At 71.2% G+C, this 12,035-nt stretch carries 7 protein-coding genes and 2 pseudogenes; 4 read left to right on the forward strand and 5 right to left on the reverse strand.

Features of this window, described 5'->3' with window-relative positions:
* Nucleotides 1-427: 427 nt before the first annotated feature.
* Nucleotides 428-1,589: pseudogene (locus tag ACZ4Z4_RS17115) on the reverse strand (DUF5685 family protein).
* A 328-nt stretch (nucleotides 1,590-1,917) separates the two neighbouring features.
* Here ACZ4Z4_RS17115 and ACZ4Z4_RS17120 point away from each other — a divergent pair.
* Nucleotides 1,918-2,367, forward strand: a complete 450-nt coding sequence (locus tag ACZ4Z4_RS17120) for a cell division protein SepF (protein WP_365358353.1) — start codon at nucleotides 1,918-1,920, stop codon at nucleotides 2,365-2,367.
* Between the two features lie 42 nt (nucleotides 2,368-2,409).
* On the opposite strand, the gene ACZ4Z4_RS17125 is transcribed toward ACZ4Z4_RS17120, so the two are convergent.
* Nucleotides 2,410-3,606, reverse strand: coding sequence for an acyl-CoA dehydrogenase family protein (locus ACZ4Z4_RS17125; RefSeq protein ID WP_468327560.1), 1,197 nt, complete (start codon nucleotides 3,604-3,606; stop codon nucleotides 2,410-2,412).
* 509 nt (nucleotides 3,607-4,115) lie between these two features.
* Nucleotides 4,116-5,771: an MFS transporter gene (locus tag ACZ4Z4_RS17130; protein ID WP_468327562.1), complete on the reverse strand. Its 1,656-nt coding sequence runs from the start codon at nucleotides 5,769-5,771 to the stop codon at nucleotides 4,116-4,118.
* A gap of 297 nt (nucleotides 5,772-6,068) precedes the next feature.
* On the opposite strand from ACZ4Z4_RS17130, the gene ACZ4Z4_RS17135 reads away from it, so the two are divergent.
* Together ACZ4Z4_RS17135 and ACZ4Z4_RS17140 are read left to right on the forward strand one after the other, a co-directional pair.
* The gene (locus ACZ4Z4_RS17135) at nucleotides 6,069-7,268 is read left to right on the forward strand and encodes a hypothetical protein (RefSeq protein WP_468327564.1); all 1,200 of its coding nucleotides are present in this window, start codon (nucleotides 6,069-6,071) and stop codon (nucleotides 7,266-7,268) included.
* 249 nt (nucleotides 7,269-7,517) lie between these two features.
* Nucleotides 7,518-8,549 (forward strand): phosphatase PAP2 family protein, encoded by a 1,032-nt coding sequence (locus ACZ4Z4_RS17140; RefSeq protein ID WP_468327566.1) that lies wholly within the window; start codon nucleotides 7,518-7,520, stop codon nucleotides 8,547-8,549.
* Nucleotides 8,550-8,650: 101 nt separating this feature from the next.
* On the opposite strand, the gene ACZ4Z4_RS17145 is transcribed toward ACZ4Z4_RS17140, so the two are convergent.
* Entirely contained in the window at nucleotides 8,651-8,866 is a 216-nt protein-coding gene (locus ACZ4Z4_RS17145; RefSeq protein WP_468327568.1) for an I78 family peptidase inhibitor, read from the reverse strand.
* A 464-nt stretch (nucleotides 8,867-9,330) separates the two neighbouring features.
* Between ACZ4Z4_RS17145 and ctaD the strand changes: the two are divergent.
* Nucleotides 9,331-10,902, forward strand: a pseudogene (gene ctaD / locus ACZ4Z4_RS17150) (aa3-type cytochrome oxidase subunit I); the annotation flags it as partial.
* Nucleotide 10,903: 1 nt separating this feature from the next.
* Here the strand turns inward: ctaD and ACZ4Z4_RS17155 are convergent.
* A complete protein-coding gene (locus ACZ4Z4_RS17155) occupies nucleotides 10,904-11,980 on the reverse strand; it encodes a helix-turn-helix transcriptional regulator (RefSeq protein ID WP_468327570.1) in 1,077 nt (358 codons plus the stop codon).
* Between the last annotated feature and the right edge of the window lie 55 nt (nucleotides 11,981-12,035).

Consider the following 12,035-nt stretch of genomic DNA (forward strand, 5'->3'; position numbering starts at 1 on the left):
GACGCCTTCACGCGGACCGAGCCCCTCAGCACGGTCCGCCTTGAGATTACGGGCCCCTGCACGCGCACTGTCAAGGCCGTCCAGCATATGAGCCGTACGTCTCACGGCAGTTGACGCGGATACGGATGCCTGTTCCACTTGGCCCATGCATTCGCAGCAGTGGCTGGTCACGCGCTCCCACATCGACTTCGGTCGAGTGTGGTCGGCGTCTTGTTGATGCCCTCCTGAGCCGACCCGCCGCGCGCCGAGCCCGTCCCGGGCTCGCTCCTTTTCTTCTCTTTCCTGCCGCGGGCCGGCCGGTCTTCCGCGTACGTCCGACGTCCGCGCCGACGCGCGCCGTCGCCCCTGCCTTCACACGCGTACGTCACCGCTCCTCCGTCCGAGCGGTGACACCCCCTCCCCTCATACGTCCGCTCGGACGCCCCGCTCAGAGGCCGCAGTCACAACAGGAGCAACACTCACAGATGCCGCAGCAGCCGCAGTCGCAGTCGCCGCAGTTGCTGCAACAGCCCTCGCGCTTCTTGCGGGACCAGGGCCCTTCGTACTGGTCGGCGCAGCACATCTTGCAGGTGCAGCAGAGCCCGATGGCGACGGCACACCCCGCCCAGAAGCCGCGCCTGCCGGGCTTCGGGGGCTGCGGCTCGAAGGCGGGCCCACCACCGAAGCCACCGGGACCGCCCGAGCCACCGGGGCCGACCGGTCCACCGGGGCCGCCGGGCACCCCACCCCCGTACGGATTCTGCGATCCGTACGGGCCACTGGCGGGCGGCGCCCCGTACGGCCCGCCCTGCTGCGGCGGCCCGAAGAAGCCACCCTGATGAGCCGTCACCTCATGCGCGTGCCCGCACGCGACGGTGCCGAAGGCCCGGTCGATCGACGTGCCCAGCTCGTGCGCGAGCAGCATGTGCGCCGGCTTGCCGTCGGTGAACTCGGCGTCGCGCAGCGCGAGCCGGATGCCGTGCAGCGCGTCGTCGGCGAGACGGCGCGCCTCGGCGAGTGACGTGCCGGTCGCGGTTGGGGGTCCCCCCTGCTCCTTAAGAGCTTGGGGGAGGGTTCCACGCTCCCGACGCGGCGTCAGCTTCCCTGTCCTCGACGGCGTCGAGGAGGTGGGCGAGCCTGCCGAAGAGCCGGCCCGCCTCGGCGAGCGGCTCCGCGTTGCCGGGCCGCCCGGCGAGCACGGCGGTGTGCGCGAAGGCGGCGGCGGTCGCGGTCTCGGTCGGCTCGGTGACCGTGAGCAGCGAGCTGACGGGCCCCGTCAAGGCCTCGACACCGGCCTGCCGTTCGACGGCGTCGACCAGGACGGCGGTGTCGAACCCCACGTCGGCGCCGGTCCGCGCGCCCGCCCGGTCCCACTTCCTGGCGACGCGCCGGGCGGCGACGGCCACCGGCCTGCGCGCCAGCAGTCCGTCGCCGTCGACGACATCGTCGCGGACCTTCGCCGAAGCGAGCACCAGCGAGACGGCGGCGGCGAGCCGCGCCCCCTCCCCCTGGGCCACGGAGGCGGTCCGCATTCCCCTCAGCGGGCAGGGCCCCGCGGTGCGCCGCCAACCGGTCGACCGCTCGGCCTGAGCTTCCGTCAGAACCGAGATGACGAGCCCGTCGTAGTTGGTGACGACGCGGGCGAACTGTCCGTGGTCGCCGCGGCCCGTGTGCGATCAACCCCGGCATCGTAGCCATCGGCTCGTTCACCCGTACGCACCGGCCGTCACCCATACGCCGTGAACAATCATATTTCACTCACAGTCAGCAGCCGTGCACAGTCCGACCCTTGGAGCGCACCGCACATCGGCGTGTTGACTCTGCACCAGTACCGTCACGAAAACCCCGCGCGGCGACTATCCACTTGGCGCATCATCCGCATCATGGACGACGATAGGGATGCGGAATTCAGGGAAACCGCTGCGAGAGGAGGCGTCCATGGGATCGGTGCGCAAGGCGAGTGCCTGGCTTGGCCTCGTCGACGACAACAACGACGAGCGTTACTACGACGACGGCTACGAAGACGACCGGGCCGAGGGACCTGACCAGCCGGAGGCCTGGGTCACGGACCCGCGCGCGCGGGTGGCGAGCGAGCCGGCCCAGGACCACGGGCAGCGGATCGGCACCGTGACCCCGGACAGCTTCCGGGACGCGCGGCACATCGGCGAGCTCTTCCGGGACGGCGTCCCGGTCATCATGAACCTCACGTCCATGGAGCCCACCGACGCCAAGCGCGTGGTCGACTTCGCGGCCGGCCTCACCTTCGGCCTGCGCGGTTCGATCGAGCGCGTGGCGACGCGGGTCTTCCTGCTCACCCCCGCCGACACCCAGATCGTCAACGGCGAGGCCGTGAGTCGCCCCTCGGACGGTTTCTTCAATCAGAGCTAGGGGCAGGGCGGCTCATCGGAGTCCGGGTCGGCACGGGGCCGGTCACCGGAAGGCGTCGAGACCGGTGAGCGCCTTGCCCAGTACGAGTTGGTGCATCTCGGAGGTGCCCTCGTAGGTGAGCACCGACTCCAGGTTGGTCGCGTGCCGCATGACGGGATACTCGAGCGAGATGCCGTTGGCGCCCAGGATCGTCCTGGCCGTGCGGCAGATCTCGATCGCTTCCCTGGCGTTGTTGAGCTTGCCGAAGCTGATCTGCTCGGGACGGAGCCGGCCCGCGTCCATGCGCCGTCCCAGGTGATGGGCGAGCAGAACGCCCTTGTGCAGTTCGACCGCCATGTCGGCGAGCTTGGCCTGCGTGAGCTGGAAACCGCCGATGGGCCGGCCGAACTGCTCACGGCTCTTCGCGTACTCCACGGCCGCCTCGAAGCACGAGCGGGCCGCGCCCATGGCGCCCCAGACGATGCCGTAGCGGGCATGGGAGAGACAGCTCAGCGGCCCCTTGAGGCCGCTCACCCCGGGCAGCACGGCATCCGCCGGCAGCCGCACCTCGTCGAGGACCAGTTCGCTGGTGACACTCGCGCGCAGGGACCACTTGTGCTTGATCTCGGGCGCGGAGAAACCGGGACTGTCGGTCGGTACGACGAATCCCCTGATGCCCTCGTCGGTCTGCGCCCAGACGACGGCGACCCCGGCCACCGAGCCGTTGGTGATCCACATCTTCCGCCCGCTGAGCACCCAGTCGGTGCCGTCCTTCTTGGCGTGGGTCCACATGGACGCCGGGTCGGAGCCGTGGTCCGGCTCGGTCAGCCCGAAGCAGCCGATGATCTCGCCGGCGGCCATGCCCGGTAGCCACCGCTGCTTCTGCTCCTCGGAACCGAAGCGGTGGATCGCGTACATGGCGAGGGAACCCTGCACGGAGACGAGGGAGCGGATGCCGGAGTCGGCGGCCTCCAGCTCCAGACAGGCGAGTCCGTACTGCACGGCGCTGGCCCCCGCACACCCGTACCCCTCCAGCGACATGCCGAGGGCCCCGATGGAGCCGAGCTCCCGCGCCAGCTCACGGATCCCGGGCAGCTCGCCCCTCTCGTACCAGTCGGCGATGTGCGGCAGGACCCGGTCGGCCGCCCAGGTCCGGACGGTGTCACGGATCGCGAGGTCCTCCGGGCCGAGGAGGTCATCAATCCCGAGGGGATCGGCGGGATCGAACGACGGCAGCGGGGTGCGGGCACTTACGGACATGCGAACCTCCGGACACACAAAACTAGCAGCGCTAATCCACTCCAACTCGCGCCGACGTTACGACGCCCACACCTTCCCGTCCAGACTCCCCCACCCGGCCCCGCCAGGGGCGCGGGGCGCGGCCCTGGCGGGGCACGGGGGACGCGGCCCCGCCAGGGCGCGAGGGGCGCGGCCCCATCAGGACACGGGGCGCGGCCCCGTCAGGACACGGAGGCGCGGGCCCGTGAGGACACGGGGGCGCGGCCCCGTCAGGGTGCCGGGGGCGCGGGCCCGTCAGGAGCGCGGGGCCGGCGGCCCCGTCAGGGGCGCGGGGAACTGCGCGACCAGCCACAACCGACCCGCACCCGAGGAACACGGGCAAGCCCCCCAGGGGCGCGGGGAACTGCGCGACCAGCCACAACCCATCCGCACCCATAGAACCAGGCCAGCCCACCCAGGGGCGCGAGGAACTGCGCGACCAGCCACAACCCAACCGCACCCAAAGAACCCACCCACCCCGCCAAAGAGGCTCACGCATCCACGGAGGAGGAGGACGAGGACGAGGAGACCCCCGCCCCGACCCGCGCCGGGTCCCGAGGCCCCGGCACCCCCTGCTCAAGCCGCCCCGCAGGCGGCTCCCCGCACTCCATACCCCGAGGCAACCGCAACGCCGCCACCGCCCCAACCAGCAACAACCCCGCACTGACAAGCAGCGTCACATGCAGCCCGTGCACAAAGGAGTCCCGCGCAGCGGCCCGCAGCGCCGCCCCCGAATCCCCCCCGAGCCGCGCCGCGACCTCGTACGCCTCGCCGAGCGAGTGCCCCGCCGCGGCACTGTCCGCCGCGGACACCCCGGGCACGGAGGAGAGCCCCGGCGTGTACGCCGCGTTCATGACGCTGCCGAGCAGCGCGATGCCAATGCCCGCGCCCAACTGGTACGAGGTCTCGCCGATCGCCGCCGCACCGCCCGCCTGCGCCGGCGGCGCCTCGCTCAGCATCGACTCGTACGCCCCGAAGAGCGTGGTCTCCAGACCGAAGCCGAGCAGCACGAACCCGACGAGGAGCAGCGTGTCGTCGGCGTGGGTGCCCATGCCGGTGAGCAGCAGCACGGCGGCCGCGGTCAGGCAGAACCCGGCGCAGACCATCGTGCGCGGCCCGAGGCCGCCGAGCATCTTCGAGCCCGCGAGCCCCGCGGCCATCGCGGCGACGGTGAGCGGCACGAGCCGCAGCCCCGTCTCCAGGGGGGAGAGCCCCAGCACGAGCTGGAGGTACTGCGCGGCGATCAGTTCGAGGCCCACGAGGGCGAGCATGGCGAGGACGATGCAGCCGACCGACGTGCTGAACGCGGGCCGCGTGAACATCGACAGGTCGACGAGTGGGTGCTCGCGCCGCCGCTGCCGGCGGACGAAGCCGACGAGGAGGGCGCCGCCGACGGCGAGGGAGAGCAGCGTCGTGGCACCGAGCGGCGACTCACCGCCGCCGAGCCGCTTCACCCCGAGGACGAGGCCGAAGAGCCCGCCCGCGGCCATCAGTGCGCCGACGACGTCCCACGGCCCGTTCCTGTCACCGGTCGACTCGGGCAGCAGCCAGCGCCCGATGGGGAGGCTGACCAGCATCAGCGGGATGTTTATGAGGAAGACAGAGCCCCACCAGAAGTGTTCGAGGAGGAACCCGCCGAGCAGCGGTCCCACGGCGGCGCCCACCGCGGCCACCGCGCTCCAGATGCCGATGGCGAGGGCCCGCTCGCGGCGGTCGGGGAAGACCTGGCGCAGGATCGACAGGGTCGCGGGCATGATCATCGCGCCGCCGACGCCGAGCAGCGCGCGGGCCGCGATCAGGACCTGCGCGTTGTCGGAGAGGGCCGCGACCGCGGAGGCGACGCCGAAGAGGGCGTATCCGAGGAGGAGGACGCGTCTGCGGCCGACGCGGTCGCCGAGCGTGCCGAAGAGGATGAGGAGCGAGGCGCAGACCAGTGGATAGATGTCGACGATCCACAGCAGCTCGATCGCGCCGGGCTTCAGGTCCTCGGTGACCGCGGGCACCGCGACGTGCAGGACGGTGGCGTCGACGGCGACGAGCAGCAGGCTGACGCAGAGGACGACGAGCACGACCCAGCGGTTGGCCCCGGCACCGGCCCCGGATCCCCGACGGCCCTGCGGTGCTGCGGCCGTGGTCGTCCCGGACATGTGCGTACCTCCCAGTGGTCCCTCGCGACAGCGGCCTGCGGGATGGGAACTCCCTGCTCCGGCGGCACAGACAAGGCGAGTGAGCCGTCAGAGTACGCGAGTCCACGCCTGAGGCGCGTGGCGGACCTCTCACGGTTGTACGGATGCGGTGTGGTGTGCACCACGCCGTCACTTCCCGGCCACGCCCGGTGGAGGCGTCCAAGCCCGCCCGGTGGAGGCGTCCGAGCCCGCCCGTGGAGGCGCCCGGCCGCGCCCCGCGGAGGCATCCGGCCGGCCCCACGGCCGATAATCGAGCCCGTGACCGATCTTGATCAACACCGCACGCCGTCCCCGGCGGGCCGCGCGCTGCGCCGCGCGGCGCCCGCGGTCCTCGTGTACGCCGGGGTGCGTGCGCTGGGCCTCGCCGTCCTCGCGGTGTGGGGCGCGGTGGCCGGCCGCAGTCCGCACACACTGCTGACCGCCCGCTGGGACTCGCTCTGGTACACCCGCGTCGCCGAGCACGGATACGGCTGGGAAGTGACGCTCCCGGACGGCAGCGTCCACTCGAACCTCGCGTTCTTCCCGCTGCTGCCCTGGCTGGAACGGCTCGTCGCGGCGGTCGGTCCGCTGTCGTACGCCGACGCGGGTCTCCTGGTGAGCTGGCTCGCGTCGCTCTTCGCCGCCGCGGGGATCTTCGCGGTCGCCGACCACGTGTACGGGCGCGAAGAAGAAGGCGCGAAGCGCGGCCTTGGAAGGGCGGTGGCGGGAGACGGGCGGGCGGGGATCTGCGCGGCCGCGCTGTGGGCGGTGCTTCCGGTCGGCATCGTGCAGTCGATGGCGTACAGCGAGTCCCTGTTCACGGCGCTCGCCGCCTGGTCGCTGTACGCGGTGCTCACGGAGCGCTGGGTGGCGGCGGGTCTGCTCGCCTCGTGTGCGGGGCTGACCCGGCCGGTGGGCGCCGCGGTGGTCGCCGCGATCTGGGTGGCGGTGGCCGTGCGGGTGTACCGGGAGCGGCGGGCCGGCGGGCGCATGCTCCTCGGGGTGGTCCTGGCTCCGCTCGGCGCCGCGGGCTACGTCCTGTGGGTGGGCCACCGCACCGGGGGCGGTCTCTTCGGCTATCTCGACGTCCAGGCGGGGTGGGGCAACGGCTTCGACTTCGGCTATGCGTTCGCGCGGTTCGTCGGGGAGAAGTTCACGTCGGTCCCCGGCGCCCTCGCGGGCCTCGGCCTCATCGCCGGTGTCGCCGCGGTGGTCTGGCTGTACGTCCTCGGCGTACGCGGAAAGCAGCCCGTGCCGCTGCTGGTCTACTGCGGGATCGTCGTCGTGCTCGCCCTGTGCGCGGCCGGCTACTTCGGCTCGAAGCCGCGGCTCCTGATGCCCGCGTTCCCGCTCCTGCTGCCGGTCGCGGTGGCGCTGGCCCGGCTGCGTACGTCCAGGTCGGCGCTGGTCCTGGGCGGTGTGGCGGTGGTGAGCGCGGTCTACGGGGCGTTCTGGCTGCACGGCTCGGGGCCGCCCTGATCACGTCATGATCATTTCGGCGGCCCGCCGGTGATCGAACGGGAAATTCCGCACCAGCCCCCGGTGAACCAATTCAAAAGGGCTATAAAACAGCACCGGAAATGATCAACGAATTGGGTAAGCGGTCGGCACACAATAAAGAAACCATGAGGAATAAACCTCTTCCTGAGATCAATCCCACATCACATCGTCATCACAAAGCCACTGATTCGGCCTAGTGCCGCACTCACTCGCTGTAACGTCGATTGGGTGCGTACCGAACGAAACCTCACCCGTCTTGACCGGGTCTTCGCCCGGCTGGACCGTGAGCCGGAACGACCGGCCCACCTCACCATGCCGAGGATGAGCCGGCACAGGGTCGTGCTCTTCGGCGCGACCCTGGCCTTCTACCTGGCCATCGTCGTCGCCGTGCTGACCACCTCGTGGCTGGTGCGGTTCGACTGGCAGGTCATGTTCTTCCGGCCCTACCAGCAGTGGCCGGAGATCCACGCGTTCCTCGACTACTGGGTCGTCCTCGGCCAGCGCGGCCCGACCGCCGTCATGGTCGCGGCCTGGCTCGGCTGGCGCTCCTGGCGCCAGCACACGCTGCGCCCGCTCCTGATGTTCGGCGCCTCGCTCCTCCTGCTGAACGTCACCGTCGGCGCCGCCAAGCTCGGCATGGGCCGCCTCGGCCCGCACTACGCCACCGCGATCGGCTCGAACGAGATGTGGCTCGGCGGCGATATATTCCCTTCGGGCCACACCGCCAACGCCGTCGTGACCTGGGGAATCCTGGCCTATCTCGCCTCCACCCCGCGCACCCGCCGCTATCTGTCGGCCCTGTCCGCGGTGGTCTCGCTGAGCGTCGGCCTCACCACCGTCTACCTCGGTACGCACTGGCTGAGCGATGTCTTCCTCGGCTGGGCCGCGGGCCTGCTCATCCTGCTTGCGCTGCCCTGGTTCGAGTCGCTGATCGCCCGGGTCGAGGCCGGCATCTTCCGCCTCCGCGACTCCTGGCGGGCCCGCCGCACCCAGATCATCACGGTGCCCGAGCCTGCGTCGTCGCCGGTCGGCGCCGCCCCCGCGATGGTGCCGCAGCGGCCCGCCGCGGACGACAGCGCGCCCGCGCGCGAGCCGGTCGGCGCCGCCCGCGGCGGCCGCCCCGCGGCCTATCTGGCCCCGGGCCCGCACACGGCCCGCTCCGAGCGCACCCCGGTCACCCCGGCGGGCAGCCGCCGCCCGCCGCACTCCGACCGCGTCACCCGCGGCACCACGCCGGCCCGCCCGCTGGCGGGCGGCTGACCCCACGGACGGCGGGGGCCGGTACGCACAGCCCACCCCCCGCACCGCGAAGGCCCCGGTTCCCTCATTCAGGAACCGGGGCCTTCCGCCGTATGTGCGCCTCAGCCCTTCCAGCAGCGCTTCACGACGCCGTCCTCGACCTCGAAGTTGAGCCGTCCCGCGAGGTACTCCATGGTGATGATCGAGCCCGGGGGCAGCGATCTGACGGTGGACCAGCCGCGCTCGCGCGCCTGCTGCCCGGCCGCGTCGGCCGTCAGGCCCACGTAGCTGTCCGGGCTGTCCTGGGGCTCGGTGGGAGGGGTCGGAATAGGTGCCATGGCCGCCACGTTAGGCGGCGCGGCACCGACGGGGGAAGCCCGTCAGGCGCACACCATGCGTCACCGGTACCTCTCCGGTCACGCTTCTGTCACAGGATCAGCACGTGTGTTTCGGCCGAACTCCGTCACACGAACGGGCGGTTCCGTCCTTCTACCGACGTAATTCGACGGCGTCTTCACGTCACTCGGAAGGCTTCTTCCCCGTCCCTTCCCCACCCCCGGAAAAGCGCTGCCCGAATGAGGCGGAGGGGTCTTTACGAACTCTCCGCATTTCCGAATCCGGGCGCCCGCACGGGATGTGACGGCGCATGGGGGAATTACGCATTCCGGCATCGGTGTCCGCTCACCGGTCACCCGGAACCGACGTACGCCCCCTGTCGAACCCGCCGCGACGCGAGCATCATGGCGTGAGCTTCGAACAGCCTGCGAGCGGGGCCCGGGACGCGACGGCGAAGGGGCGAGCGATGGGGACCGAGACGGCGCGGGAGACCGGACGGCCGGTGCGGCAGCAGCGCCCCGGCCGGGTGGTCGTCGACTGGCTGACCACCACGGACCACAAGAAGATCGGGCACCTCTACCTGATCACGTCGTTCGTCTTCTTCCTCCTCGCCGGCGCGCTGGCCCTGCTCATGCGGGCCGAACTGGCCCGCCCCGGGCTGCAACTGATGAGCAACGAGGAGTTCAACCAGGCCTTCACCATGCACGGCACGATCATGCTGCTGCTCTTCGCGACGCCGACGTTCGCGGGGTTCGCCAACGAGATCATGCCGCTTCAGATCGGCTCGCCCGACGTGGCGTTCCCACGGCTGAACATGCTCTCGTACTGGCTGTTCCTCTTCGGCGGCCTGATGGTCATCGGCTCGCTGATCGTGCCGAGCGGGCCCGCCTCGTTCGGCTGGTTCGCGTACGCCCCGCTCAACAGCATGGAGCGCTCGCCGGGCATCGGCGCCGACCTGTGGATCATGGGGCTCGCGCTCTCCGGCTTCGGCACGATCCTCGGCGCGGTGAACTTCCTGACCACCATCATCGGGATGCGCGCGCCCGGCATGACGATGTTCCGGATGCCGGTCTTCACCTGGAACGTGCTGTTCACGTCGATCCTGGTGCTGATCGCGTTCCCCGTGCTCGCCGCCGCGCTGCTGGTCCTGGAGGCCGACCGCCGCTTCCACTCGCTCGTCTTCGCGTCGGAGAACGGCGGTGCGCTGCTGTGGCAGCACCTGTTCTGGTTCTTCGGGCATCCCGAGGTCTACATCATCGCGCTGCCGTTCTTCGGCATCATCACGGAGATCATCCCGGTCTTCAGCCGGAAGCCGATCTTCGGCTATCTGCCGCTGGTCGGCGCGACGATGGCCATCACCGGGCTCTCCGTGGTCGTGTGGGCGCACCACATGTTCGCCACCGGCGCGGTCCTGCTGCCCTTCTTCGCCTTCATGTCCTTCCTCATCGCGGTGCCGACGGGCGTGAAGTTCTTCAACTGGACGGGCACGATGCTCAAGGGCTCGCTCTCCTTCGAGACGCCCATGCTGTGGGCAGTCGGCTTCCTGGTGAGCTTCCTCTTCGGCGGCCTGACCGGTGTCATCCTGGCCTCGCCGCCGCTCGACTTCCACGTCACCGACTCGTACTTCGTCGTCGCGCACTTCCACTACGTCGTGTTCGGCACCGTCGTCTTCGCGACCTTCGGCGGCTTCTTCTTCTGGTGGCCGAAGCTGACGGGCAAGATGCTCGACGAGCGGCTCGGGAAGATCCAGTTCTGGACGCTCTTCGTGGGCTTCCACACGACGTTCCTGGTCCAGCACTGGCTGGGCGCCGAGGGCATGCCGCGGCGGTACGCCGACTACCTGGCGGCGGACGGCTTCACGGTGCTCAACACCGTCTCCTCCATCGGGGCGTTCCTGCTCGGCCTGTCCACGCTGCCGTTCCTCTACAACGTCTGGAAGACCGCCAAGTACGGCAAGAAGGTGGACGTCGACGACCCCTGGGGCTTCGGCCGCTCCCTGGAGTGGGCGACCTCCTGCCCGCCCCCGCGGCACAACTTCGTCACGCTGCCCCGGGTCCGCTCGGAGTCCCCTGCGTTCGACCTGCACCATCCCGAGTACGCGGCGTTCGAGGCGCGGGACCAGGACCGGCCGCGTCAGGACCCGCAGACCGAGCACCCCGGTCCAGGGCCCGGCTCAGGAGGTCCCTCGCCGACCTGACCCGGTCGGCGAGCTCCAAGGGCTCGACGATGTCGAACTCGAAGCCCATGAACAGCACATGGAAGACCATCACGTCCAGGCTCGTCGCGCCGGTGTGCAGCAGGCAGGTCTCCTCGGTCTCGGCCTCCAGGGTGCCGTCGGCGGGCGTGATCCGCTGGGCCGCCTCGGCGAGCGGGACGAGGAGCCGGACCACGGCGTGGGTGGCGTACACGCGCGTGGAGACGCCCTTCGCGACGTACGCGGCGAGATCCTCGGCGGGCGGGGTGCGCGGCGCGAAGCGCGGCCCGTGCGGCGGCCTCGGCTCGATGCGGTCCGCGCGGAACGTGCGCCAGTCGTCGCGGTCGAGGTCCCAGGCGACGAGGTACCAGCGCCGCTCGGTGCAGACCAGGCGGTGCGGTTCGACGGTCCTGCGGGTCGACGTGCCCTCGTGGTCGCGGTAGTCGAAGCGCAGCCGCTCACAGTCCCGGCAGAGGTCGGCGAGTTCGGTGAGGACCGCCGGGTCGACGCCCTGCGGCTGCGGGGTCCGCAGCATCGGCACGGTGTACGCGTGCAGGGCGCCGACGCGGCGGCGCAGCCTGCTCGGCAGCACCTGTTCGAGCTTGGACAGGGCGCGGACCGAGGTCTCGCCGATGCCCTCGACGCCCTGGCCCGCGGCGGTGCGCAGGCCCACGGCGACCGCGACCGCCTCGTCGTCGTCGAGGAGGAGCGGCGGCAGCTCGGCCCCCGCGCCGAGCTGGTAGCCGCCTCCGGTGCCGGGGGTGGCGTTGACGGGGTAGCCGAGCCCGCGCAGCCGGTCGACGTCGCGCCGGACCGTGCGCGGGGTGACCCCGAGCCGTTCGGCGAGGTCCGCGCCGGACCAGTCGCGGTGGGCCTGCAACAGGGAGAGCAGGCGGAGCAGTCGTGCCGAGGTCTCCAACATGGACGTGATTGTGCCGGTGTCCGAGGACAGCCACGGTCCGCGGTGCCGCTCCGCG

The organism is Streptomyces sp. NPDC030245 (assembly GCF_055572995.1).